This is a genomic window from Porcibacter vitabionis (assembly GCF_046263795.1).
Taxonomy (GTDB): domain Bacteria; phylum Bacillota; class Clostridia; order Lachnospirales; family Lachnospiraceae; genus Lachnocurva.
In genome coordinates this window covers 72,815-98,190 of sequence record NZ_JBJYZD010000006.1, presented here as the reverse complement: position 1 = coordinate 98,190, position 25,376 = coordinate 72,815, and the positions used below count along the sequence as shown (strand labels likewise).

Sequence of the window (25,376 nt, the reverse complement as noted above, 5' to 3'; positions counted from 1 at the left end):
ACTACGGAAGAGGTAACTCTGTGCTCTTTCGACTCAGGATCTCCAGAAAAGATGTCAGAAGGCCGGTTCGCCAAAAAACCAGACCAAGACTGACGGCCATGAGAAGAAGGAAGCCGGGCAGAGCCTTCGACAGTACCCGGGAGAGTCGGGATTTTGCTTTCCTTACCTTCTCCCCCGGCTGTCGCCCCCTTCAGCCTGCCTGAAAGGGAACAAGATCGGCCGACATGATCGAACGCTCGGTCATTTCTCCGGGCTTTTCATCCTTCCGATGGATGACCACCTGCATCATCCTGCCGTCTGCGGTCTGAATGGCAACGTCATTGTTTCCGTACAGTCTCATGTCACAGAAGTTCTCGACCTTATGAATGTAGACAAAGTTCTGACCGAACGGGAAGACCTCGATCTGTCCTAAGACCCCTGCACCGGCATCGTAGGTGAACTTGATGTGTCCGTTCTTCAAAATCTCATGCTTTGGATTATGAGCCTTGTGCTGAACCACGTTCAGGACTTCATGGGCTTCCATGCTCTTTCCGGAGAGCATTGCGGTAGCGGTGAACTTTCCATCCTTGATCTCGGCATAGATGATGAACTCATGACCGTCAATGGATGCCCGAATCATGTTGCCCTTGTCGGTTTCATAGGAGCAGGCAAAAACAGGGTTCACGTCATGCGGAGAGGACAGGACAACAAAGATCGGACTGTTGACCATATTCTCTTCATTGGTCAGAGGATAGACCGTAATGATCACTTCATCATGCTTGGTGTTGTCCGAAGAGGAAACGGTAAGTGCCATCTGGTCATACTGGAAGGTACCAAGGGCTTTCTTCTTTTCCTCGACCAGAGGATTTCTTGGTACGGGCTGAATGGAAGGAGTCTGCTCCGGAGCAGGAACGGTCTCTTTGTCCGAAACGTCCTCTTTGTCAGGCTTGGAAGGTTCCGGCATTTCTACCCGTTCTAGCATATCCTGTGCCATGTCAGCAGCTTTTTCCGGAACCTTCTGGGATGCCTTGGCTTCTGCCATCAGGTCGTCAAAGGAAGGTTCGTTTTCTTCTTCCTCCAGTTCCTGATCGTGTTCCATCCGCTTTTTTAAGAAAGAGGGAGTCTGTACTTCGGGGATTCTGGAACCAAAGTGTTTCTCAGTTTCCTCTGGAACAGGTTCATCAACTGTTGGATTCGGGGTATCGTCCTCTTCATCATCATCCCAGAAGTTGTATTCATCCTCTTCACTTTCATCATTGGAATCTTCCAAGAGGTCGTCTTCGGTAGAATCCTTAGAAGGACTAGAAGACTTAGTTGTCTCTGTGTCATCGTCAGAGAGGAAATCGTAGTCATCATCCTCTTCTTCTACATCATCCTCGTCATCCCCAAAGATCTCTTTGTACTCTTCTAGGGTGAGTCCGTACTCCTTGGCGAGTTTTTCCATGTCCTCGTCTTCTTCATCCTTTTCTTTCACCTGACCACGGTTCTTCTTCAGTTCCCCGGTACGGTAGGCTAAGAACAATGCCTTCTCCACCATGGCATCACACGCTGATACCAGACTGGTATCTGACAGGCTTTCCTTTGCTTTGGTAATTGCATCCGCAATCTCGATAAACGTCATGTATCATTCTCCTTTTCGTATGAACAATGGGAAGGAAACAGGAAGGAATTATCCCGACTTCCTGTTCCCATCTTTTCTATGGTTAAAACGTTATTTAGAAAAACGGAGCATTTTGTACTGGATTCTGTACAACCGAATAACTTGTTATTCGGTTGGTTGCAATCGGATAGCTTGCTATCCGTTTGGCTACAATCTAGCAACTTGTTGCTAGGTTGGTGACAATGTTGGACACCGTTGTTACCCCACCCGTTTGGTTGCAGTCGAGTAGCTCATTACTTGGTTAGGTACAGTTGGTACCTATGTTGGAACTCCATACCCGTTTGGTACCTACGGTTCTACCCTGTCATGGTTGGAAGGGGTACTACCCTGCCATGGATGCCCCTGACTGGGGATACAGGACTTGGTACATATAGACTTGACAGAATTTGCACACTTTATACCCATGCCTTTACCTGTTTCCGACCACCCTAGATACCCTTAGATACCTATCCCAAAAAGTGTGCAAAAAGTGTCAAGTTTATATGTACCAATTCATAGACCTGCCCCCTAGCCCTCCACAAAGCCCTTCCTTAGACCTATCCAAAGGCATTCCCAAATCTTTCCAAGGGTATCCCCAAAGGGTGTCCTTTCAGTCCTCTCAAAATAATTTTCCATTTCTTTCCAAATTCCTGTTTTTCCTCACAACTTTTTATCCATAGAAACGGTGACAGAAAAAACGACCGTTTCTATCCGTAGTGTTAACGAGGTGGAATGTATGGAATTCTCCATTCAGAGTGTAAAACCGATAAGTACCGAAGAACTCCTGTCCTATTACAGGAAGTCCAAGGGGGTACGTCAAACTGAATAGCGGGAAGAACAGGAAGGGGGTATTCTGTCCTTCCAATGAGTTAACCGACCCCCTCTCCTACTTTAACGGGAACTTGTACAACCTCGGGATCAGTCTGGGAGAATATGTCACTCCAAAGAAGGGTGGAACGAAGGACAATCTTTCATCCATCAACTTCTTTGCCATCGACATCGACTATTCCTTTGACCTTCCGGCAGAGACCGTGGTGGAAAAACTCATGAATGAGCTGATCGGGGACGGATGTGGATCTCCCATCCCTTTCCCTACCTTCATCGAGTACGGTCACAGGATGCGGTTTCTCTATGCCTTGGAACATCCCTACATCCTTCGTGGTCTCAAGGGGAAAAGACGGGAACGTGCCATTCGGTTCGTTCAGAAGGTCGCTCATTCCTATGCTGACCGAATCAATGCCATTGACCCCCAGTATCATGCCGAGGGACAAAAGCTGACCTCGACCTTCCGTCCGGCAGGGTCCATCAACCGAAAGACCTGCTTTGACAAGGTGCACAATCGTTGCGTCACCGTCTGCAAGAGTGTCATCCAGATCATTCCCGGTGGTGGGAAGTCCCACGATCTCCAGTTCTACGCCGACTATGTGATGACCGAGAAGAAAACTTATGTCGATCTTCAGGAATGGAAGAAGGAACATAAGACCAAGCGGAGCAGTATCCATGTTCGGGGAATCCGTGGAGGGAAGGACTATCGTACCGAGCGGTTAGAGACCCTTCTCCAGTTGCAAAGGCAAGGTTCCTGCATCGGAATGCGGGAAACCATGTGTTGGAATTTCCATAATCTCTGCCTTTCCATGGGGAACACGAGGGAAGAAGCCTACGAGAAGCTTGTAGACTTCAACCAAAACTTTGAGGTTCCCCTTTCCCGGAGCGAAGTCCGTTCCGCACGGGTCAGGAAGGTCTATTCCCTAAAGAGCGAGACCTTCTACCGCCAGTTCGGGATGGAAAAGGTGACCACCCGAGACCCCGAGTACAACAGAGCCTACGGCAAGGCGTACTACAAGGAAAAGCGTTCCATCGAAAAGAAACAGGGGAAGCTCTTTCAGCAGAAAAGGGAAGTGATGAAGGCTAAGGCCAAGAAACTTCGTTCCGAAGGATACAGCGTCATGGACATTGCAAGGGAGCTTTCCGTCAGCAGACGCACGGTCTACTACTACCTGAAGGAATCCGAAAGGCAGGAATACGCTACCAAGCAGTCCGAAAAGATCGTTTCCATGGCAGACGTTCGTACCAAGAGAAAACCTAGAAAAGAAATTCAGCCTTACCACATGACCGAACGGCAGATTCAGGAAGTGGAGAAGGCTTCTGACCAGACGGCCTTTTTTTGGTTCGGTCATGTCCTGACCAAGGAAGAGATCATGTACGACTGCGGTGGACTGGACATTCGATTCCTCGCAGGACTACGCCCTCGGAATCATTCTGCACCACCCGTAACCCAGACCACATCCGTCTGTCCTATGGGAGAACGGGGAGAACCGTATGGGAGTCTGGAAAAGGACTACGAATGGGATCCTTCCATTGCTTTGTAGCCTGTATGAAATATCACTTCTTTCTGCAAAAAGTTTTCAGATTCTTGGTTTTTTCCAACTTTTTTACGCATAGAAGAAGTAGAGAACTTTAACGGAAAGGAATGAAACACATTGAAGAAACTGAAAACGACCATGAGTCACTATAACTGGCCAGTTATCTGCACCTTTATTCTGGCAGACACTATTCTATCCTTTGCCCTTGTAAGCACTTTTCTCTTTATTCGACATTTGATGGGTGCTCCCTTTGTATGGCATACCGCTTTCTTGGACACCATCCTTCTCATGGGAGGGTTTGTCCTGAGCATTGCCTGTCTGATAATCAGCATGAGCAAGGAACAGTAGAGAGACACAACGGAAATGATAAGCAAAATGATGAAATAACAAAGCGAGGTTACAAAGATGTCAGTATTTAGCGAGCGGTTGAACGCCTTAATAAAGAAGAATGGATGGACTCAGAGAGAATTGGCACAGAAAATCGGGGTAACAGAACAAGCCATATCGCACTACGCCAGAGGACGCAGGATACCCCGCAACGACACCTTAGTCCAAATAGCAAAAGCTTTAGGGACGACCACGGACGATCTTTTGGGTGCGTCTGAATCCGTATCTTTGAAACGGATGGAGCGGATTCAGCAGAATCTTTACAAACTGAATCCCGACCAACTGAAAAAGGCAGAGAAGTTACTGAATGCCGCCTTCGATGATGCCTTCGAGGATCAGAAATGACGGTGGAGATGGAGAATCAGGAAAAATCCCCGTCTGTTGCTATTCTTATCCCCTGTAAGAATGAAGAGGGATCCATTCGGGAAGTGGTTCTGGATTGCAAGCGGGAACTCCCCCATGCCACCATCGTGGTCGGGGATAACTTATGCACAGACAAGACCCGTGCCATTGCCGAGCGACTGGGTGTCACGGTGATTCCCTGCCCGACCCCCGGGAAGGGCAATGCCTTACGAACCATGATTCAGGCAGTACCGGCGGAGATTTATCTCACCATAGACGGGGATGGAACCTACTCGGCATGGGATGGAAAGCGACTGGTCTTGGATTTGATAAAGAACCCGAATGCTGCCATGGCTATCGGCGATCGAAGAAGGGCTTACTTTTCCGAGAACAAGTCCATCCTTCATGCCTTGGGCAATCGTCTGGTTCCATGGCTTGTAAAAACCCGTTGCCATGCCAAGGAAACCGTAGACGTGATGTCTGGTCTTCGGGCCATTAAAAGCAGTTTCTTCACTACCTTTCCCATTCAGTCCGGAGGGTTTTCCGTGGAAACGGAACTTACAACGACCTTACTTCGTCATCATATCCCCTACATCACGAGGGAGATTTCCTATCGGGATCGAACGGAAGGGAAAACCAAGATTCATGTCATTCGGGATGGAGGGAAAATCATCGCATGGATTCTACGGCACTAAAATATAAACAACTACATCAGGCCATCGTTTTCTGTGCCATTGCCTTCCTGATTTACAGGTCTATGAATTTTGGCGGAAAGTCAGTAGATTTCTACTATATGTTGGCAGACGGACAATGGATCTTAGATCATGGCAGACTGCCCAGTACCAATGTCTTTTCCTACATTCCGGGACAGAAGCTCATTTTACAGCAATGGGCTTACTGTGTCCTTGCTGCATGGCTTGTAAAAACTTTTGGACATCTCCTTGGAACCTTCCTTCTGGTCGGTTGCTCCACGACTGTTTTTACCATCGGCTTTGTTTGGTTTTTTCGGGAACAGGGCCTGCCTTGGAGCATGGCTTTTCTTCTGGCCGCAGGACTGGAAGGACTGAATGGCTATCATGGAGTTCGCCCGGAACTTCTGACCCTTGGACTTTTGATGATTGAACTTTCTGCCATCGAGCGAAGTCTTCGTACCAAACAGTTCCGATGGCTCTGGTTTGTACCGGGAACTTTCGCCTTGGAGATGTCCTTCCACGGAAGTATGTGGCCCATGCACGTTCTGGTCTTATTACCCTATCTTTTCCCGAAACGGCTGTTTTTGCATCCGGTCTTAACCCATGTGTCGGTACGGTCACTTCCGTGGAAATGGGGACTGTTTTCCATTGTTTCTTCTGCTCTTGCCTTGTGGAATCCGTATGGATTAGACGGAATCCTTTATATCTTTCGATCTATGAAATTCCTACGAGTGCATGGGGGCTATATCGCAGAATTACATCCCAACCATTTCCCCACTCATCTGTATCTTCTTTCTCTCGTTTTTCACCCTTTTTTCCGATGGGTCTATGGCCTGACTTTCACGGTCATTCTACTGACTGCCTTTTGGAGGGAAGGAAAACGTGTTCGTGTGTCAGACCTTTGTATTCTCCTTGGTCTTCTGGTTTTGTCCGTAACACGAGTTCGGCAGATCATCTGGATGGACATTGTCTTTGCTATCCTCTTGTCCTATGCCTTCTTCTATGTTTGTGAATGGATCCGAAACAAGCACATGAAAGTCAACCCGAAGTCCATGCGGAATCTCTGGATTCTGTGTGGTCTGGTCTTTCTGGTCTTTACCCCCTTTCAGGAGCAGACAAAGGTCTTTTTCCAACCACAGGATGACGTCATTACTCCAGTCAAGGCGATTCGGTATCTGGATCATCACGAAGGGGACAAAGTTCTCTGTTTTCACGACTATGGTTCTTTCCTGCAATGGAAGGGCTATCTGGTCTCTTGTGACAGTCGCCCGGAGTGCTATTCCAAAGTTATCGGTGGAAAGCCGGTTGCAGAAGACTTGATTCATCTCTTTTATGACGAGGATCTCACCAAGGCAGAATACCAAAAGACCATGAATCGGTATCGGGGTGATTATGTCTTGTGTCGAAACAGGGTTAACGCCTTTCTCTACTACCTGAAACAAGATAAGTCCTACAAACAGGTGGTCAAGGGAAATGGCTATTTGCTCTTTGAAAGAAAGGATCGTCAATAATGATAATTTTTCTTGTTTTAGCAATGATATTTCTCGTATTGGAAATCGGACTGTTCGGTTTTCACCTAAACATCAGTTTTGACCTGTTTTTTCTGAACTTCTCGTTTGTAAAAATACGGGCAAGAATATCCCCGGTTACGGTTTCTCTTACCGCAGCATGGTTCACAGGACTGAACAAGATTGTAGGAACTTATCTTACCATTCCTGCATGGGTAGTCATTCCGATTATCTTTATCGTACTGCCAAGTATCTTTGCAACTTTGTTTGAACGGAAAAAGCAGAGTGGCAACAAATAACAAACCGTGGAGGTTAACCCATTATGGAACAAAAGGAACTCCTTTTACGAAAATTACAGACGAATCCCGAATATCGGGAGTTTCAAGACATACAAAAAATAGATGCACTTGGTGTATTGCTTTGTGGTATCTTTTGCCTTTGTGCCATAGCGTATAACATCATTCGGGCAGTTCATTATGGTCTTTCTGTACGACACGATGTCGTACTCATGAGTATCGTTTTGGCGTGTCTTATCGTGTTCATAGGATCGGTATTTACCACCTTTGCTCAAAAGACGCCGGTTTTTGTTACCGAGGGTGTTATTAAAGAGGTACAACCGAAAGCTTATCGTTCTATGAAAGCGAATTGGTATCTGGTTGCAGCAGACGACACCGATCAGGAATACTGGGGAATATCACCATCGCTTCTTCTTCACGATTGGACTGGAAGAAAGGACTACGCCATTGGCGAAAAGGTACTGTGTTTTTCCATGGGTGATGAATGGAGAAAGTGGATCATTTCGGAATGAATACAGAAATTAAAGTATCCAGAAAACAGAGAAACCGGAGTATGTGGAAGTATCGCGAGAGAAACGAGCGATTCGACAAGAATAGAAAGAAAAATGAAGTCTTTTGGACTGTCCTACTCGAAAGCAGAGCGATGTTATTATGCAACGATAACCGATCAAAAGCAGTTACAAAGGATCGAACGCTACTGCTTCTGGCATAACCTACGCTTTGAGACCTGCGATTCGTTCAGTAAGAGAAGTTCCGATTACAGAAAGGTCTTTTTCCAGACCTACCCGCCCATCTTCGGGGACAAGTATTTTTGCGCTTACTGTGGAAGATTGTACAAGAAAAACTGGATTTCGATCGACCATCTTTACCCGGTCGCAAAGGTACGGTCGAACACCAAATTAAAGGAACATCTGAAAAAGATGGGTGCAACGTCCGTCAACGACCCCATGAACCTTGTTCCTGCCTGTCTCCGATGTAATCAGTCGAAAGGAACCAAAACCGGACTATGGATCCTGAAAGGCAAAATCGGACGACATCAACATCTTTGGATCGTGCGATGGATCGTTCGACTGGCTCTTGTCATAGCCGTTGCGGGAATCGTTGTTAGTAATCCTTCTTTTGTCAGGGAGATAAGCTCATGGGTGATGGAATCATTCGTAAAATTGGTGTATTCAGCGTATGGTGCATAGTTATCTCTATTGGTATTCCGAGCTTTCGCCTTGCGAAAGCGAGGAGTTAACGACCGAAGGTCGAACATCGGTTTCTTCAAAGTGACGTGTGGAACACGATCAAACACATGACACCAGAAGAAACATTTGCATTGCATCCTGAATATTTTGTGTGTTTTGTGATTGGTAGTTTGTTGTTGATCGGTTTGATTGAAGTAACAACAAATCTATGGATGAGAAGAGAATAAGACAATCTCCATAAAGTAAAAAAGCCAAGCTCAACGCTCGGCTTGGTCCCAAGTGTTATTCGCACCTTGGCAACTCTGTTAACTTTAATCATACCACATTTTAGCTTGTTTTCAAGCGATCTTGAAATAGAAAGTTGAGGACATAACTATGGCCATAGTGGATCAAGAAATTCGCTCTACGAGCTTTAATTCTTCGCCTTCGCATAGCGAAAGCTCAGAGATTAAACGCACATTCGGAGAACATATCGGCGATTCGAAATATGACCGTTGGCATACCGGGGAAGCAATGCTATTGTCGGATTTCGAGCAAATGACGGACGACCAGTTGTTCACCAATTTGACAAAAGACAATATCTTCCCGAAACCGGATTATGAGAAATTGCAAGCGGAAGGAATTGATCCCGTCGTTCTGTACTATCGGAAAGCACTTCGCGACAGCCTGCCATCGAATCCGAAGACAGGGCACTATTCTTTGGATCCACACGGGGCATACGAAAAGTATTTCCGTCTGGTAAGTGCTGCTCGTGATGAGTGCGAGAAGATAACAACCATTTCGGATATGGCAAAGTCGGGAATCAACTGGATGTTGGAGCACAGGTTTGTGACCAATGAAGGCAGAAGCGTCATGATCTGGAATCCTTATGCCAGTAAACGGTTCGTGACTCTTGCCATGAAAAGCGACAATATCCTGTTCTTCTGCAATGAGCGGATCAAAAAAGGCTTTCTTATGACACGGGAGGAAAAGATTCTGTCGCATTACACGTTCCCTGCTCTGGACAAAACCACCATGTCCATTGAACATAGTTCATGGGGCAAGGAAAGCAAGATGTATCTCAGGTATGAACCTGTCCATGGGATGACCACCTATATCTATCCCGATAAGGGAATGGATATGGAAAAGTTACAAGCAGACTTGGAGAACGAAACCGGCTATCTGGTCATTCAGGGGCACAACCTGAAAGCATACGGATTCCAGACCTTGGAGATGGCAGAAAAATGGGCGATTGCACAAGAGAGTAATGAACCTGCAAAGATGGTGACACGAAAGAAACGTTATATTCCAAAGGAACTATCCCACATCGACCAGACGGATCATTCCGTACCAATCCTTTGCATGGATAAGACTGGGGAAGACCTTATGCAGACGTTTGGTTTTCGTGGCGGTGAGTTCGGAGAGTATGAATCGCAGAAAGAACGACAGACCAATCTCAATATGTGTTCTGTCGCATTCCATAATCTTGCTTGTGCATTGGGTATCAATGATGTTGATGTTTCTCTGGGACAGAATCTTGCGATCGCCTTTGGTGCCAGAGGGCAAGGAGGTGCCATGGCACATTTTGAGCCGGTCAAGAATGTCATCAACCTGACCAAGCTGAAAGGTGCAGGCAGTCTGTCGCACGAATGGATCCATGCCCTCGACCATGCCATCGGAGTCGCCATCGCAGAGAAAACCGGAAGACCGAGTATGGCTGCCATGGCTACGGACAACCACAACATATATCTGCAACGATATAGCGACTTCCCTACACTTGGAAAGTTAATGGAAGCGTTGAAATATAAGCCGAATCCGAATAAGGATCAGGACTATTTTATACATACCGACTTCTACAATAACGCCGTCAAAATGGATGCGACCTTCCAGAAAGAGCACGGAAACTATTGGTCAGATCCTGCCGAACTTCTGGCACGGGCCGGTGCCTGCTACATCAAGGACAAGTGCGAAGAGATGGGCATTCACGATGACTACCTTTCCGGTCATGCCGAAGGCGACCTGACTGCTCCGCACGGAGAAGAACGGAAGCTATTCAATACTTACTTTGATGCTATGATCGAAGAGGTTAAGGAGCGTGGCATTTTACACGATGTAGAGAAAGACTTGGAAGAGTCAAAAGGCTGACGCTAGATAATGCCAAAATTTAAGAACTATTAAGAGGAGACGAAAAATGGCAAATGTTTTTGATACGGCAAAATACATTTTGGAGCAGTCTGGCCCGATGTCGGCTATGAAACTTCAGAAGTTGTGCTATTACGCACAGGCTTGGTCGTTTGTTTGGGACGACACTCCCCTGTTTTCGGAGGACTTTCAGGCGTTGGCGAATGGGCCGGTCTGTCCGGAATTGTTTGAAAAGACACGAGGAAAAGATACCGTAAGTGCCAAAGACGAGACCGGCGGGGAAGGCAATCTCACGAACGACCAGAAATACACCATAGATCAGGTTCTGTTGTCCTATGGATACCAAAGTGCAGAGCGACTGAGCCAGTTGACGCAGATGGAAGATCCTTGGCGAATGGCAAAGAAAGGTCTTCCCGAAGGGGCAGGATGTGACCATGTGATTCGTAAGGAAAGCATGGCAATGTATTACGGTGGACTGTAATTGAATTTTCTATCCTTAGTTGACTTTTCTCTCCTTCTACGAACATAAAAGAAGTAGAAATATGCTAAAATACAAAGTGAATATTTCAAAATGAATTTGCAGAAGGTAGAGGTGTACCCATGCACACAGAATCATATATTGACCATTCCATTCCTGACCCAAAAGGCTTGCCAAGCTATGTACAGGATCTTTTGAACTGCCTGCACAAATATGACCAAAAGGGGCAATATGGAATTTATGATGCTGAATTGGATAATCTGTGTGTCTTAGTAAAGAATGCGATTGCAGATGGGCAAATGACACACGATGATTGGAAAACCATCTATAAAAAATATTGGGAGCATGAGGAAATCGTTTTGAGAAAGGAATTAGCGGATGAGGATTTATGATTTGCAGAATTGCTCAAAAAGTAATCGTGATGGTATTTATGGTGGCAATTCCGGAAGCAAAGAGGGAATCATATTTGATGGTGCAAGATGGATCGTAAAATATCCGAAAAGCTATCCGCAGAGCATACAAAAATTGTCTGTCGATAAGAAACTATCATACAATACCTCCCCTGTTTCTGAATATATCGGTAGTCACATTTATCATATTTTGGGAATTCCTGTACATGAAACCATTTTGGGATTTCGAAACAATAGAATTGTTGTGGCTTGTAAAGACTTGTGCGATGATAACCACCAGTTGATTGAATTTCGCCAGTTGAAAAATGTCTTCAATCAGGAATTAAATGAGAAATTGGATGAAAGTTTTAGTTCTACGCAAAGCAGTCTGCACTTTACCAGTCTAAAAGCCATCATACTTCATCTGGACTACAATCCTGCATTTACTTGTATTCCAAACATGAAAGACCGTTTCTGGGACTGCCTTGTCATTGATGGATTTATCAACAATAACGACCGGAATAATGGAAATTGGGGCTTGCTGAGAGGACCGGAAGGCGATACCTTATCTCCTGTCTATGATAATGGAGCATCATTTTCACCAAATGTACCAGAAGAAAAACTGGTCAATCGGTTAAGAGACGATAATATTTTAGTACAGTCGGCAACCTCTATTCGGACAGCATATACATTAGACGGAAATACTGCTGCCTTTTTCTCGCAGATTTTGAAACAGGACATTCCAGAATTGAATAATGCGATTCTTCGGCTTGTTCCTAAAATCAAAGACAAGTTGCCGGAAATAGAAGAAATGATTCTGGAAATCCCGGAGCAAAGTTTCGGACATTCCGTTCTTTCGCCGATACGAAACGAGGAATATCGGAGAGAACTAGAGGTTCGATACGAAAAGGTTTTGCTTCCGCAATATAACAAGCTCATGGGCGAAGGGCGAGAACTTGGAAACGATTCAAAGGATGAATACGGGGAAGAAAGGTGAATAAATCATCCCAGATTCCCAAAGAACTTCAAGAAATAATCAATTTAATCAATTCCCATTAGATCAATTCTAATGGGAATTTTTTTTTGTCTTTTTTTTGATTCGATCTGTATGATCCCTAAGATTTTACGCATAGAAAAAGAAGGAAACAAAAACAAGCAAAAGGAAAAATCAAATGAAGTTTGTACATAAAGTCAACCGGATCAGTACCATCGGTCTTATCATTTTGGCAGAACTCCTGTTTGCCTTTGCATTTTATGAGTTCTGGACAGATCCTGTCCGAACAAAGGTCTATCACAAGGAAAAGACCGAAAGCAAAGTTCCAACCATCACAGAGGAGTCGGTGGAGACTTATCTCCTAAACCATCATTGTACCCGACTGGACGTTCGTTCTACGAACTTTAACTCTGACCCTTTGCTACGCAAAGGGTCAGACAGCGATACCATCGCAAAGGACGGTCTTCCTGACGGCACAGAAGGATTCGTAGACATAAACAACAATATCGTCTGGTATCTCCTTCTTCCTGCTGAAGAGAATACCGCTGACGCCATGATGGATGCCGTCAAGGAACATTTGGGAAAGATCGGTACGGTCAATGTCGAACTGGACACACGACACCGCTCCGTCGTTCATGCAGAAGGAAACGGCGTGGCAGGGTATGGTGCAAGGTCACATACCGTTCTTCTGGTCGGCATCTCCCGGGATGGAAAGCACATGGACGCCTTACAACAGACGATCAAAGAGACTGGATTCTCTGGAATTTCAAAGAAAGGATAAATTTATGCTATTTCAGAAAAAACAGAAACCGATTCATTTTATCTTTCGGGACTATGACGATAGCCCAATCACAGAGGTCTGGGTGTCGGCAGACCGGCAGACAGTCAGGTATCAGAATTATAAATATGACAAAACCCCGGTTCTGCAAGTGTTCAACGGAAAGCAAAACCCGACATGGCAAGACGTTCTTGACTTCTTCGAAGAGCGTTGTTTTCCAAGAGGACGTTCTGATATTAAAGACATTCTCAAATCCTGCCATCTGAAAGAGTATGACCCCGAAGCATTGGTTCGTTATTTCAAAGGACGCTTTGCAGCAGATCATTGTTGGATTGATTTTATTGAGGAAAAGTAAGATGAGATTCTTAAAGCCATTACAGAATGGTGGAACACAGTCAAAATGGTATGATTCAAAGACAGATTCTTTTCTCAAAGCGGATGATAAAAAATCATACGGTGGTTGCGAAGGATTAGCGGAAACAATCTGTTCCGACCTCTTAGACCAGTCAAACATTGGACTCCATGCACATTATCGCCCCGTGCGAATTCAGGTAGGTCTTTCTACATTTCGTGGATGCGAAAGTCCCAACTTCCTAAAAGACAATCGGCTCGTAACAGGAACGAATATCATTAGCAGGACTAATTTTGACCCGGAACGACTTCGAAAAGAGCAGCCAACAGAGCAAACCATTCGAGAGTTCATTCAACTTGCAAAAGAGAAAACCGATGGATATGACATCAGCACACTTCTCTGCAAACTTTTGGAATTTGACCAGTTGGTATTAAATACAGACCGGAATTTTGGAAACATTAGCCTGCTTCAAAAGCCAGACGGGACATATCTGCCGATCGTTTTTGATAATGGTCGTTCTTTTATGACCAAGGAACTATTACAACATCCGGATCTTTCGATGGAAACAATCTCGAATCTGGCTTTCTCTGTGCCTTTTTCGAAAACACATTCCTTGCAAGTAAATGCCATTGAACAGATTTGTGGCGTAAGTTCTTTGTTTCGAACCAAATATACGTTAGAAGATTTGGAGGTATCTTTGGATAAATGTTCCAAAATCTATCCGAAAGACCTGATAGAACGTGTAAGAGGTCTTTTCCTTTACCAGATGGAACAACATCCCGAGTATTTTTTAACTGCGGAACGGGAACGATTATGCAAAGATTATAGCGATTTAGTGCGGAATCAATGCCCCGGATTTTCTGTCAATGAAGAAGTGGACGACTTCGGATTCCCATTGGGCGATTTACTGTTTACATGGAAAAAAGACAGGCGGATTCAATATACCCTTTGTATCCCGACCAAGAAGTTCCTCTCCTTGTCGGAAGGTCTTGCCTTTCCATTCACACCGCCTGAACAAATCCATGGAACAGATCGAGAAGAGATTCAAAATTTCTTAACTACCATTCGAGAATTCATGACACAGGAAAAAGAAGAAGAAATAGAGTTGGAACGATGATAAAGAAAACACTTGCTATCTTAGGAAATTTAATCAAATATCTGATCCTGCTTGGAATCGTAGGCATTCTGCTTTCCTTCCTTGCCTTCTACCCCACCCTGTCCAAGGACTGGGATCAGGCGAAAAAGGATGTCGCCTTATCCTCGAAAGATACCTTCTATCCCGACATGGCATCCCGGATCCTTGATAAGGATGGAAACGTCCTTGCCGTTGCAACGAAGGAATATAAGATCTTTACCTATCTGGATGGGAAAGACATTCCCAAGTGGACCAAGCAGGCGTTTATTTCCATTGAGGATCGAACCTTTTACAAAAATAAAGGCCTTGACCTCAAAGGACAGACACGAGTCCTGTTACGGTTTGCCCTGACAGGGGGAAAAGAACGGCATGGAGCGTCCACGATCACGCAGCAGCTTGCGAAGATGACTTTCCTCTCTCCTGAGCAGACCATTTCCCGAAAGGTCAAGGAGATGTTCTACGCCTATGAACTGACCAAGCATTATTCCAAAGAGGACATTTTGACTTTCTACATCAACAACTGTTGCTTTGCCAATAATATCTATGGCATTGAGAAGGCAGCCAATGTCTATTTTGGAAAACCTGCTAAAGACCTGACGCTCGGTGAGACCGCCTACCTTTGTGCGATCCCGAACAGTCCGTCCTACTATGACCCGTGGAAAAACAAAGACAACGCTATCAAAAGGCAACGGAAGATCTTAAATGATATGGCAGAGTGCGGATTTATCACCGCATCCGAAAAGGCACAGGCAGAGAAAGAACCGATCCAAGTTCAGCCGAAACAGGAATCCGCCAAGGCATTCAACACCTCTTCCTGCCCGGCAGAACAGTCCTTTGCCATTCATTGTGCCGTAGAAGAACTGATGCGGGAAAACGGATTTACCTTCCAGTCGGCATTCCCTACCGATGACGAAAAGAAGGCATACGACAGGACCTACAAAGATGCCTATACATCAGCAAAGGAACGGCTCTACAAGAGACGGTACACCATTCAGACGGCAATCGACCCGGCGGTTTACCAACTCGCACAGGGGTCTCTCGACAAGGCGATGTCGTCCTTTCCGAAAACAGGGGACAATGGTCTGTATTCCGTTCAGTCAGCAATGGCGGTCTACGATAACAATTCCGGAAAAATCATCGCAACGGTCGGTGGCCGGTCGCAGGAAAACGGCGGGTCGTTTGACCGTTCCTTTCAGTCCTACCGTCAGCCGGGGTCTACCATGAAGCCGTTGTTTGTCTACGCTCCTGCGATTGACCGGGGCTATAACCGAGCTTCCAAGCTCACCAATGTCACGGTGTCCGTTGCCAAGCATAGTAAGAATGTCCTTGCTCTTGGCGGTGCTCCGGTGGACTTGTACACGGCTCTGATCCGTTCCATGAACGGTCCTGCCTACTGGCTCTCTGCCAAGATCGGTGTTTCGTCAGGAATGGACGCTTTGTCGAAAATGTATTTTGGCGGTCTTTCCCCCGAGGACAATTCCCTTTCGACTGCTCTCGGCGGTATGACCTATGGTACAAATCCCGTGGAGATGGCTTCGGCTTACAGTACCTTTACCAATCAGGGATATTACCGATTCCCGACCTGTGTGACAGGCGTTCTTGACATGAACGGCACCAATATCTATGAAGAACCCGATGAAGTGAAGGTTTATTCCCGGGACACGGTTGACCAGATGGCAGACCTGATGAAGGGCGTACTGACGGAAGGTACGGCAAGGAAAGCAGGCCCGATCGAAGGCGACATTGATTCTGCCGGAAAGACCGGAACAACGAATAGTACCAAGGATGTCTGGTTTACAGGATACACGCCCTACTATACCGCTTCCGTCTGGATGGGACGTGATGATGCCAAAAGCATGGACGGACAGATCTCCTCGGTCGCTCCGGCTTATCTCTGGAAAGACGTCATGCAGAATTTGGTCAATAGAAAACAACCGGCTCATTTTGAAGCAGCAGGAACGGGAAAGCTGAAAGTGAACCTTACGATTCCGCACGAGAATGAACCGCTCCCCTATTACTTCTCAAACGAGGTCATTCAACAGGGCTATACGGTCAAGGACTATCGAGACGATATAGCGATGGAAAACGAGGTGCTGAAAAAGGCAAAAGCATTTAAGGGCACAGACCAAGACAAAAACGATTTCGTAGCCGAGTTGACAAGGGACATGGAAGAAATCCAGAACACGAACACACGATCGGACACGAGAAAACAGCTTTCCGAAATCTTCGGGAATCTCAATGACAAGAGTCTTACTGAAGTTCGTTCTTTGAACTTTAACTCTTCGCCATCGCTACGCAATGGCTCAGAAGTTCGTTCTACGAACTTTAACGCTTCGTCTTTACGAAGTAAAGACTCAGAATCGGAAGCATTGACGAAAGGGGATGAAAACCAATGAAGTCTACTACGAAACAAACGCTCATTGCAGTCCTGATCGTGCCATGTCTGGCTCTGGGGGCGTTCCTTGGTATGGTGACCAATCAACCGAAACCAAAGAAACCGGAACAAAAAAAGACGATCGTACCAAAACGGGAGAATCCATTAGCCGCATACGGATTTACGAAGCTTTCTGACCCCAAGGAAGGAACATATCGAATCGCAGGAGAACGACTGCTGACCGAAACGATCCAGTCCGACTCTGCCAACCAAACGTATGAAGAACTGTTACAGAAAGACCCGGTCAATGCCTACTCTTCGATTCTCTGGGCATATCGGAATTCCAAGGGCATTGCAGAAAAGGCGAATACGCTGTCCAAATTCCCGAGCGATGACGGATATTATACTGATAGCGAGGTCCTTGCAGAGAAGAACACGCTTATTTCCACGATTGCAGACGACATGGCAAAGGGAAAGTATAAAAGTGCCTATCGGGATTCCAATACGCTGAACGACCTTCTGACATCGTTCGTGAACAGAAAGACCGCCGAGGAAAAGGCCAGACAGGAGGAAGAGGAACGTCAGCGTCAACTGGCAATCGAGGAACAAAGAAAAGCCGAGGAAGCGGAAAAAGCCAAGGCAGATGCGGAGAAAAAGAACAACGCCAATGTAGCCGTTCAGTCGGCTTATCAGACCATTCCGCAGTCGATACGGCAGACCTTTGAATCCGCAGGCGGTTCGATCGAGATTGTAACCACAGACGCTATGCCGAGTAGCTCCAATGGAGCAACGGTATGTTCCGATCTCACGTCCAGAACCATCTATGTCAATCAGGACACCGTGGCAAATGACAACCTGATCCAGACAGAGATCATGACGGAATTTGCCAAACAGATCAATGACCTGAAGAAGTGGTCTAATGAACCTGACTGGCAAAACACAATATCAGAGAGTAATCAGATCAGCGGAGTCGACAATACCATGACAGAAACCTCAGACCCGGCAACATGGTTTGAGGAAGCGTTTACCGAGTATGTCCTACATCCCGACACGTTCGCTCAGGCTTGTCCGAACACGGCCAAGCTCATGAACCAGTTCTTCTCGAACCTTTCCCAGTAACATGGATCCAAACGAAAGAGAGTACCTAATCGTACTCTCTTTTTTTGTCATTTGTATAAGATTTTACGCATAGAAAAGGTAGAGAAAAATTGACCAATCGTTGGCTAAATAATTGATGAAGAAGAGGAAACAGACAAAACATGAAAAAGACTTCTAGTGCAACAATAGATACAGCCCCCGTTGTTTCCAAAGAGGATACGGACGCTCTTTTCTTGAAGTTACAAGCAAATCCAAACTATCAGGAGTTTCGGAGACTTCAAAAAGAGAGTGTACTTCTCAGACTGTTTTACTGGTTATAATTAGCGGATTAGCGGCGCAAAACCCACAGGCTTGCCTGTGGGATGAAAGCCGCTTTCTCTTTGATTTGACAAATATATACTAACTACATACAAATGTCGATAAATCCACCCGCGTATTCATTCCGCCCACTTAAAAACGCTACCGATGAAACGCTGCCCCAGTCAAATTCGTAGTACAGGACAGATTTGCTCTCTTTGGAAGGATTACCCAGTTTGGAACGCAAAAAAGAATCTGTCACTTTCTTCTTTTCTTCCTGATATTCTTTATCGGGATACCCCGGATCCTTCCTTTCCAGAATAGGAACCAACTGTATTTTGTCGATTTGGTGATTGATGAAAAACACCTTAACTGTGAACGTGTATCCGTCTATTGTGACACGTTCCCACGTCTTAACTCTGACGATCGATTCTTTTTTATCCATTCTAGTTCTCCTGAAATCAAAAAAAAGTCTCTCCGTTTGGCACATTTACATAAAGTAAAGAGGTGTGGAGTGAACTGTTAATCTAAGTTCGACCTTCTGAGTTATCGCAGAGCGATAACGAAGAGTTAACGACCGTAGGTCGAACTTCGGTCTTTAACTCTTCGCTTTCGTTATACGAAAGCTCAGACATTCTAACATCAAACAGGTGAAAGTCAGATACGTTCCTGCATTTTTTGATACTGTTCCTCGACTTCCCGAACATTCTGGTCGATCAGGCCCGGAGGACTCATCATCGCACCACACTCTTTACAGATGGCTGCGGTAACGAAAAAGCAGTAGTCCCTGCCTTCGATATTCTTTACGATGCCTTTCTTCGTGAAGGAATATTTTGTTTCTTTTCTGCATTTTGTACAAAAGTCTATTTTCTTTTCTACCATGCTTTCTCTCCTAATACTAATTGCAACCTAGTCAATCTAGTCGCAATTAGTCATAATCTGGTCGTAATCTGGTCGCAATTAGTTCCAAGTTAGTCCCAAGTTAGAGTCAACAAAGACGATGTTTGAGACGTTTTCCGCTATTTTCAGTTCCGAGTTAGTTCCAAGTTAGTCCCAAGTTAGTTCCAAGTTTGGAAGGAATCAGTCTGCCTTCCGAACCAAATCCTCGATGATCTTGGATCGTGACATCTTGTGTTTCCTTGACAGTTGTGTGAGCTTTGCGATCACATCCCCGGACAGGGAGAAGGACTGGATCTTCTTCCCGGGGTCGGTCGGTGTTTTGATGGTAAAGAGATTCTGGTACTCTACCGGGTACAGATGGGTTTCTGCCCATTCCTTTGCCTGTGTCTCGGTCAAGGGAATAATCTCTTCCCCATACGCCCAGTTGTTCAGACTGACTTCCTTGGCATACTTGGACTTTGATTCACCAGATCCGTACAGGAAAAATTCCCCGGTCCGCTTCTGGAATAAGGCTTCGTAGGCACGTTCCTCTGGGGTGTCACCGAATTCCCGGTCCCCACAAAGGTGTGCGGTTTCTGTATTATATCGTTTTCCCCTGATAATTTTCTGCATTATTGTTCCTTTCTATTGCCTTTTGCTGATTATTGTCTTTTACCGATTACGGCTAAGAATTTTGGAAATTCATCTACTTGTTCCTGTAACTCTGTCAAACTATTGCATTTCCGAAACCCTGTATGGAATACTTCTTTCCCGTTTGCATCAAAGATTGAAAGGGATGACTTGCCGTACATTCGGCCTATATATCCGTTGTTCGATTTGTATTCCATACAATCACTCATGTGATTTTCCTTCCTTTCTTTCCCCCGTTCGCCGTTAGGTCAGCATATACTCTATGAATTATTGTCAATCGTTACAATGAACTTTTCTCCATTATATCAATTATATCAATATGCAAAAATATCAACAAAACTGTTTCGATAGGTACTTGTTCCCCCCATTGCTCCAATCGAGAATTAAATATTCATCCAAAGGATCCACACTATCGAAACTGGTCTCTTTTAAGATCTCTTCTTTCGGGATTTGCTTCACCTTAAAGCGTGTAATCTCCTGAGTGTCTATCCAGACAACTTTGGAATTGTATTCATACTTACATCTATCATATACCACAATCCGAATCTTCATAGTTAAATGTCCTCTACCTTCTCGTACCGCTTGTTTTTCATCCATTTCTTCAGACGTTCGGCGGCCGCTTCTCTCTGTTCTTCCGTCATCACTCTTGAAGTCGTAGACGTTCTAAAACTAATCAATTTCTTCGGGCACTCGAAAGTCTCGCTAACTATATCTCCGTTTAATCTTCCCTTACCAATTAGTCTCCATTCTTTAGGGTTTTTCTCCATTAGTTTGTGTAATTTTGTAAGCATTGTTGCGTCAGAGGTATAAATGGTTGCCTTTTTGGAATTACGTTCAAAAACAACTGTTGTTTCTTGCTCTCTTGTAGAAATACTCATACTCTTTCTTCTCCTTTATCCTCTATTCTTTCCTCTTTGACTTCCTCTTTGACCTTCTCAATACTTGTAATGTCAAAGCACCACGGGGCTTGTTCACCGCCACCGGAAAAAACTACGTTCTTCATCTGTTCGATTGCTTCTTCTGATAATTCATCAAGGCTATCTAAAATTGCCACATACTTCATACTTTATTTCCTTCCTTTCGTGGACACTCGAACGTTTCGCTGACGATTTCTTCGCCTATTTTGACCTGATCGATCAGTTTCCATTCGTTCGGGTTTTTCTTCACAAACTCATGCAGTTTTGCAAGTACGGTTTCGTCAGAGGAGTGAATCGTCGCTTTGTCGCTATTCCGCTTGAAAACAAAGGTCGTCTCCTGTTCATTGATTGGAACACTCATGCCTTATTCCCTCTTTTCTCCATCTGCACAAAAGAAGTCTGCATCTGTACATACCAGATAGCACTCATCCTCTAAATACCCCATTTTGGTAGATAAATGCTTGCAATACCCTTCCTTCCTGTTCCAATACTTACACTCTTTGCAAGTAATGATATTGATTTCTTCTTCTGTAACTTCATGCCTGCATAGCGGCTTACCATCGTCATAGATCCTACTGGTGATTTTTTTATAAAAGACCGTCTCTTTGATTAAGTCGCTCATATCTTTTCTTCTCCCCTTTCCTCTTTAACCTTGTCGTAATACAAGTAAAGAGCGTCTTCGATCAGCTTGGCTTCTTCCGGATAAGCAGAGGAAAACGTATCGCCATACTCATCCTTGAGATTATCCAATGTGGTTAAGATGTTGATTATGTATCTCTCGTCTATATCTGCCATATCTTGTTTCCATCCTTTTTTAGTTCGTCCAAGAAATTCTTGCACCGTTCGGTCAGTTCGATTCCACTCTCCCCTCCCGTCCTTACGATGGAAGAGGTGTGAAAACGAATTGTTTTCTTCTGACACTTGTACATTGTTTTGAGCGTAAGTGTGTCAGAGGGATTTGTCAGAATACTCATGCACTTCTTCCTCTTTTTCTCTCTCCTGATACCTCTCAGGCAACGGCATCCACGCTACAATCTTGTCGGTAACAGGTCCTATGTGATAAATCTCTTCCCAATAGTCCTTCTTGATATAGCTTGCAACGAACATATCTCCGTACTCGTTCTGTACGAGATAATGTTTTCTTACATTGTCCACATACTCGTTTTCTTTCGGCAGTCGTTCGCTGCAAGGAATCCATCTTGTCTGCTCTAAGGCTTGAATGGCCACATCGGTGTAGTCTTCTTTTTCTCCGATGGAAGCTAAATGGTTGCTGATCCGTTCCAGTTGTTCGATTGCCTTCTTCTGTATGGTCATTCTTCTTCACCTTTCCTGCTTTCCAAGTAAATTTTTACATCGCAGTCATCCGCTTCTCTGTCACACTTCTTCTTGTCACACATAGGGCAGCATATCCGTCTTGCGTTTGATTCTTCACTTGTCATTTCGTTCCTTACTTTCTGCCCTCAAGCGATCATCTATCTTTCGATAAGCTCTTAATTCTTTTAGCCACTTCTCCAACTGCGTGAATTCCAAAAACCCTTGTAAGTTTCCGTGAGTACGTTCATATTCGGCATTATCGACATATCTTTGAATTGCTTCGTCAATCGTCATTTCATCTCTCCAGTTCTGCTTTGTACGGAATCGGTAACGGCATCCACGCTATTACATTTTTTGACTGCCAACCAATATCACATTCTTCGGCAACATCAAAGATTGTTTTCGCATAGGATTCCGTAGTATATGAGTCAATTCCTGTAAGATTCGTCCCACCGAATGTACACAAATATTTACCAGATTCTTTCGGAAGTCGTTCGTTGCAAGAAATCCACTTTGGCTTTTGCTTTAGAGCTTTGATAATTTCTTCCAATTCGTCAAGGTCTTCGACTGGAAGATAATCGGTCAAATACCCCTGAACTCTGTTGATTGCATCCTCTCTCGTCATCTTTCTCCCCTCTCCTCTTCCCTAGGCTCCGTTTTTGTCTGCTCCTCTAATTCATCGAACCAATCGTCTATATCGTCTTTCAAACAAGTGCCATCACACTCTGCCCCATCATAGAAAACGGTTTCTTCTAATAAATTCAGAACATAATAAGAATTTTCCTGTTTCTCTAACAGGTCTTTTGTGGCTTTTAATAATGTTTTTGCCCGATTGAGTGAATCCATCATTTCTGCTTTCGTCATCTTTCTTCCCTCTCTATTTCCAGTCTCTCCGGTAGTGGCATCCATGCGATTACTTCCACTTCATTGTCTGTGATATGGAAACCGTCTGTTGGAATCCATCCGATGCTTGTGTAATAAGCAACGTGGAAGTCTCCATATTCGTCCAGAATGAGATAGTGTTTGCGTGTCCTGTCCTCATACCGTTCGTTGTGCTCTGGCATTCTCTCATTACAGGAAATCAATCTGTTATCTGTCGTAGTCATCCTTCTCCCTTTCCTCTCCCAGATAGTCCAGTTCAAATCCGTCCTGCTCATGGTCGTTCAGCGGGTCGGCATAGTAGAGGATGTTCCAGTAGTCCCCTGTCGGATCCTCCTCCACTTTCAGCAATCCTGCCATCGGCTGACATCCAATGGAAAATGGGCGAAGTCGCATACCGTACTTGAACATTTCAATGTCTTCCTTTCTGATTTGCTATCAGGGCGTTTAATCGTCTCGCTTCCTGAATGGCTTCCATTTCCGTTTCTGTCTCTTTTACCTTCATAAATCCCCTTTTTTCTGCTTCTTCACAGATATCCGAGGAGAATGCCCAGTAGGTTGTACATTTCGTTTCTTTACATTGATAGACACCGTACCTCATGGGCTTTGTCCTTTCTACCTCTCGATCTCGAAGTCTACGTTCTCTTCGATACACTCCTTGCAGATGTGACGCATATTTGTTTTACTGGTGTCGCCTAACAGGTCACAATGACAATCAAGGTCACAATGCTCGCTTTCGATCATCAGCTTTTCCAACCACTCTTTTTCCGCTTCGGAACAGGTAATTGTCATCATAATTCTTTTTCCTTTCCATCGTGTAAACGGTCGTTTCCCTTGTACCGTTTCACTATTCTGCCATCGTTTCCGTCAGGGTCTTCTGACTTTCGACCTTCGGTCTTTAATTCTTCGCCTTTGCTTTGCGAAGGCTCAGATTCCATCAGGCAGAAGGATGTGATGTGGCTTTTCTCATTGTCAGAGATGTATTGCTCCCACATATGGTCTGCAAAATAAAGAACTTCTTCCTCTTTTCTGTATCTGTTATATCTATGGATAAAAACTTGTCCGTTATCCCGTTCTTCCCGAATAAAATACATCTTCTGTCCTCTCTTTCTCTTTTCCTTTGATAGTTATATAATAGCATATCATTATATAATACGTCAAGTTGAGTGGGGAAGAAGTTGCAGAAAAAGGCAAAAAAATACCCCTCACATCGTAGGATGCAAGGGGTTGTTCTTTAGCGTTCTTTCCGAACCTTTGTTCCGATGGACGTCCATCGAGTTTGTACCCGTTTGGGTGTCTCTGGCTCGGTCTTGGGTACGTCTAATGGTTTGTCCGATACCTTCGTTTGTTGTTTCTTCCGTTTCTCCCGATGGCGTATCCAAAGCAGGGAGAAGAGGTTGTCATACCGCCTTTGAGCTTCATGCTCGGTCATGCCATGTTCCACACCGTGCTGAACCAAGAAGGTACGAACCACACGGTAGATGGCAATGAGGAATGCAATACAAAAGACCACAAGATAAACGTTCATGAAACCCTCCCAAAGTTCAAAGCAGAAATATCAAAAGCACGTCCAGACCAACCGTAATCCCGCCGAGGAGCAGGAAGAGTGGTGCAAGCTCCATCCACGCAAAGCGGAAACAAAAGCCGATTTCTTGGACGGCATAAGCGACTGGCTTGTTCACATACGTCTTCAACCAGTCCGACCTTTCGTCTTGCCGTAAAGCGTTCAGTTCCGTATTCTTCTTATCTTCCAATGCCTTGTACTTCTCCAGTAATACCCGTTCCTTGGCATACTTTGGATTGGCATAGACAGGAGAAGTTAAAAGCTCAGGGTGTTCAGCATCAGACACACCATAATGGTAAGCGTCTGCCGTCATACCAACGACTGCAAATTTCTTTATCGAATTGACAGGATTGAGTTTTTTATCTGTTTGCGACTGGTCTATGATCTGACCGATAACAGGGTAAACAGTATCCATGTCTACAGCGTCCTCGTTTGCATTCCATGTCCGAGCGATAATGGTAAAACTTGTGATGAATACGACAAGCATACCCAACGCAAAAATCGCAACCTTGGTAAAGAAATGAAACTCGATACTGTAATACAAAAGCAGGGCAAAAATAGCCATCATCGCCGTTGTCATATTTCCTACATGGCTTGCCGAAAGGAGACCATAAACGCCAGCAGGAATAAGAATAGAAAGGGCAATCGTCCGTGGCGTCTTATACGCAAAGGTATATACAATTCCCCAAAACAATGCTTTCAAAACCATGAATACAGCCAATAACATTTCCATAAATCCACCTCAATACATTTTCAAACG

Annotated in this window: 33 protein-coding genes; 14 read left to right on the top strand and 19 right to left on the bottom strand. The window is 44.9% G+C overall.

Features of this window, described 5'->3' with window-relative positions:
* Positions 1-190: 190 nt before the first annotated feature.
* Entirely contained in the window at positions 191-1,600 is a 1,410-nt protein-coding gene (locus ACKX2L_RS06400; RefSeq protein WP_497550944.1) for a hypothetical protein, read from the bottom strand.
* Positions 1,601-2,520: 920 nt separating this feature from the next.
* Between ACKX2L_RS06400 and ACKX2L_RS06395 the strand changes: the two genes are divergently transcribed.
* From ACKX2L_RS06395 to ACKX2L_RS06330, 14 genes are all read left to right on the top strand, one after another.
* Positions 2,521-3,987 carry a helix-turn-helix domain-containing protein gene (locus ACKX2L_RS06395; protein ID WP_497552883.1) on the top strand — a complete coding sequence of 489 codons (1,467 nt, stop codon included), beginning with the start codon at positions 2,521-2,523 and terminating at the stop codon, positions 3,985-3,987.
* Positions 3,988-4,386: 399 nt separating this feature from the next.
* Complete coding sequence (locus ACKX2L_RS06390) at positions 4,387-4,713, top strand: helix-turn-helix domain-containing protein (protein ID WP_497552882.1); 327 nt, start codon at positions 4,387-4,389, stop codon at positions 4,711-4,713.
* Positions 4,710-5,405 (top strand): glycosyltransferase, encoded by a 696-nt coding sequence (locus ACKX2L_RS06385; RefSeq protein ID WP_497550941.1) that lies wholly within the window; start codon positions 4,710-4,712, stop codon positions 5,403-5,405. The genes ACKX2L_RS06390 and ACKX2L_RS06385 overlap by 4 nt, the downstream gene beginning before the upstream one ends.
* Positions 5,387-6,913: a hypothetical protein gene (locus ACKX2L_RS06380; RefSeq protein ID WP_497550940.1), complete on the top strand. Its 1,527-nt coding sequence runs from the start codon at positions 5,387-5,389 to the stop codon at positions 6,911-6,913. The genes ACKX2L_RS06385 and ACKX2L_RS06380 overlap by 19 nt, the downstream gene beginning before the upstream one ends.
* Before the next feature lie 319 nt (positions 6,914-7,232).
* Positions 7,233-7,718, top strand: coding sequence for a hypothetical protein (locus ACKX2L_RS06375; RefSeq protein WP_497550939.1), 486 nt, complete (start codon positions 7,233-7,235; stop codon positions 7,716-7,718).
* Between the two features lie 1,053 nt (positions 7,719-8,771).
* A complete protein-coding gene (locus tag ACKX2L_RS06370; RefSeq protein WP_497552881.1) occupies positions 8,772-10,520 on the top strand; it encodes an LPD1 domain-containing protein in 1,749 nt (582 codons plus the stop codon).
* Positions 10,521-10,566: 46 nt separating this feature from the next.
* Complete coding sequence (locus ACKX2L_RS06365) at positions 10,567-10,998, top strand: Panacea domain-containing protein (RefSeq protein WP_497552880.1); 432 nt, start codon at positions 10,567-10,569, stop codon at positions 10,996-10,998.
* A 119-nt stretch (positions 10,999-11,117) separates the two neighbouring features.
* Positions 11,118-11,387, top strand: a complete 270-nt coding sequence (locus ACKX2L_RS06360; protein ID WP_497550937.1) for a hypothetical protein — start codon at positions 11,118-11,120, stop codon at positions 11,385-11,387.
* Complete coding sequence (locus ACKX2L_RS06355; protein ID WP_497550936.1) at positions 11,374-12,381, top strand: hypothetical protein; 1,008 nt, start codon at positions 11,374-11,376, stop codon at positions 12,379-12,381. The genes ACKX2L_RS06360 and ACKX2L_RS06355 overlap by 14 nt, the downstream gene beginning before the upstream one ends.
* Positions 12,382-12,556: 175 nt before the next feature.
* A complete protein-coding gene (locus ACKX2L_RS06350) occupies positions 12,557-13,159 on the top strand; it encodes a hypothetical protein (RefSeq protein WP_497550935.1) in 603 nt (200 codons plus the stop codon).
* A 4-nt stretch (positions 13,160-13,163) separates the two neighbouring features.
* Positions 13,164-13,511 carry a hypothetical protein gene (locus ACKX2L_RS06345; protein WP_497550934.1) on the top strand — a complete coding sequence of 116 codons (348 nt, stop codon included), beginning with the start codon at positions 13,164-13,166 and terminating at the stop codon, positions 13,509-13,511.
* Between the two features lies 1 nt (position 13,512).
* On the top strand, positions 13,513-14,625 hold the full coding sequence (locus tag ACKX2L_RS06340) for a hypothetical protein (protein ID WP_497550933.1): 1,113 nt from the start codon (positions 13,513-13,515) through the stop codon (positions 14,623-14,625).
* Positions 14,622-17,039 (top strand): transglycosylase domain-containing protein, encoded by a 2,418-nt coding sequence (locus ACKX2L_RS06335; RefSeq protein ID WP_497552879.1) that lies wholly within the window; start codon positions 14,622-14,624, stop codon positions 17,037-17,039. The genes ACKX2L_RS06340 and ACKX2L_RS06335 overlap by 4 nt, the downstream gene beginning before the upstream one ends.
* Positions 17,036-18,136: a hypothetical protein gene (locus ACKX2L_RS06330; RefSeq protein WP_497552878.1), complete on the top strand. Its 1,101-nt coding sequence runs from the start codon at positions 17,036-17,038 to the stop codon at positions 18,134-18,136. The genes ACKX2L_RS06335 and ACKX2L_RS06330 overlap by 4 nt, the downstream gene beginning before the upstream one ends.
* Before the next feature lie 382 nt (positions 18,137-18,518).
* Here the strand turns inward: ACKX2L_RS06330 and ACKX2L_RS06325 are convergent, their stop codons facing one another.
* The 18 genes from ACKX2L_RS06325 to ACKX2L_RS06240 all read right to left on the bottom strand — a co-directional run bounded on the left by ACKX2L_RS06325 (position 18,519) and on the right by ACKX2L_RS06240 (position 25,349).
* Positions 18,519-18,857, bottom strand: coding sequence for a hypothetical protein (locus tag ACKX2L_RS06325; protein ID WP_497552877.1), 339 nt, complete (start codon positions 18,855-18,857; stop codon positions 18,519-18,521).
* A gap of 212 nt (positions 18,858-19,069) precedes the next feature.
* Positions 19,070-19,294 (bottom strand): hypothetical protein, encoded by a 225-nt coding sequence (locus ACKX2L_RS06320; RefSeq protein ID WP_497550930.1) that lies wholly within the window; start codon positions 19,292-19,294, stop codon positions 19,070-19,072.
* Positions 19,295-19,492: 198 nt separating this feature from the next.
* Positions 19,493-19,924 (bottom strand): hypothetical protein, encoded by a 432-nt coding sequence (locus tag ACKX2L_RS06315; protein WP_497552876.1) that lies wholly within the window; start codon positions 19,922-19,924, stop codon positions 19,493-19,495.
* 572 nt (positions 19,925-20,496) lie between these two features.
* On the bottom strand, positions 20,497-20,820 hold the full coding sequence (locus tag ACKX2L_RS06310) for a hypothetical protein (protein ID WP_497550926.1): 324 nt from the start codon (positions 20,818-20,820) through the stop codon (positions 20,497-20,499).
* Positions 20,817-21,005, bottom strand: coding sequence for a hypothetical protein (locus ACKX2L_RS06305; protein WP_497550925.1), 189 nt, complete (start codon positions 21,003-21,005; stop codon positions 20,817-20,819). Before ACKX2L_RS06305 ends, ACKX2L_RS06310 begins: the two co-directional genes overlap by 4 nt.
* Positions 21,002-21,220, bottom strand: coding sequence for a hypothetical protein (locus tag ACKX2L_RS06300; protein ID WP_497550924.1), 219 nt, complete (start codon positions 21,218-21,220; stop codon positions 21,002-21,004). The genes ACKX2L_RS06305 and ACKX2L_RS06300 overlap by 4 nt, the downstream gene beginning before the upstream one ends.
* A 3-nt stretch (positions 21,221-21,223) precedes the next feature.
* On the bottom strand, positions 21,224-21,481 hold the full coding sequence (locus ACKX2L_RS06295) for a hypothetical protein (RefSeq protein WP_497550923.1): 258 nt from the start codon (positions 21,479-21,481) through the stop codon (positions 21,224-21,226).
* Positions 21,478-21,654, bottom strand: a complete 177-nt coding sequence (locus ACKX2L_RS06290) for a hypothetical protein (RefSeq protein ID WP_497550922.1) — start codon at positions 21,652-21,654, stop codon at positions 21,478-21,480. Before ACKX2L_RS06290 ends, ACKX2L_RS06295 begins: the two co-directional genes overlap by 4 nt.
* A gap of 153 nt (positions 21,655-21,807) precedes the next feature.
* Positions 21,808-22,173, bottom strand: coding sequence for a DUF551 domain-containing protein (locus tag ACKX2L_RS06285; RefSeq protein WP_497550921.1), 366 nt, complete (start codon positions 22,171-22,173; stop codon positions 21,808-21,810).
* A 114-nt stretch (positions 22,174-22,287) separates the two neighbouring features.
* Positions 22,288-22,467: a hypothetical protein gene (locus ACKX2L_RS06280; protein WP_497550920.1), complete on the bottom strand. Its 180-nt coding sequence runs from the start codon at positions 22,465-22,467 to the stop codon at positions 22,288-22,290.
* Position 22,468: 1 nt separating this feature from the next.
* Positions 22,469-22,798: a DUF551 domain-containing protein gene (locus ACKX2L_RS06275; RefSeq protein ID WP_497550919.1), complete on the bottom strand. Its 330-nt coding sequence runs from the start codon at positions 22,796-22,798 to the stop codon at positions 22,469-22,471.
* Complete coding sequence (locus tag ACKX2L_RS06270; RefSeq protein ID WP_497550918.1) at positions 22,795-23,082, bottom strand: hypothetical protein; 288 nt, start codon at positions 23,080-23,082, stop codon at positions 22,795-22,797. The genes ACKX2L_RS06275 and ACKX2L_RS06270 overlap by 4 nt, the downstream gene beginning before the upstream one ends.
* Positions 23,034-23,279 carry a DUF551 domain-containing protein gene (locus tag ACKX2L_RS06265; RefSeq protein WP_497551039.1) on the bottom strand — a complete coding sequence of 82 codons (246 nt, stop codon included), beginning with the start codon at positions 23,277-23,279 and terminating at the stop codon, positions 23,034-23,036. The genes ACKX2L_RS06270 and ACKX2L_RS06265 overlap by 49 nt, the downstream gene beginning before the upstream one ends.
* A complete protein-coding gene (locus ACKX2L_RS06260) occupies positions 23,263-23,463 on the bottom strand; it encodes a defense against restriction DarA-related protein (protein WP_497550917.1) in 201 nt (66 codons plus the stop codon). The genes ACKX2L_RS06265 and ACKX2L_RS06260 overlap by 17 nt, the downstream gene beginning before the upstream one ends.
* A gap of 204 nt (positions 23,464-23,667) precedes the next feature.
* Positions 23,668-23,847 carry a hypothetical protein gene (locus ACKX2L_RS06255; RefSeq protein ID WP_497550915.1) on the bottom strand — a complete coding sequence of 60 codons (180 nt, stop codon included), beginning with the start codon at positions 23,845-23,847 and terminating at the stop codon, positions 23,668-23,670.
* Positions 23,844-24,146 carry a hypothetical protein gene (locus tag ACKX2L_RS06250; RefSeq protein ID WP_497550914.1) on the bottom strand — a complete coding sequence of 101 codons (303 nt, stop codon included), beginning with the start codon at positions 24,144-24,146 and terminating at the stop codon, positions 23,844-23,846. The genes ACKX2L_RS06255 and ACKX2L_RS06250 overlap by 4 nt, the downstream gene beginning before the upstream one ends.
* A gap of 140 nt (positions 24,147-24,286) precedes the next feature.
* A complete protein-coding gene (locus tag ACKX2L_RS06245) occupies positions 24,287-24,580 on the bottom strand; it encodes a hypothetical protein (protein WP_497550913.1) in 294 nt (97 codons plus the stop codon).
* Between the two features lie 16 nt (positions 24,581-24,596).
* Complete coding sequence (locus tag ACKX2L_RS06240) at positions 24,597-25,349, bottom strand: hypothetical protein (protein ID WP_497550912.1); 753 nt, start codon at positions 25,347-25,349, stop codon at positions 24,597-24,599.
* Between the last annotated feature and the right edge of the window lie 27 nt (positions 25,350-25,376).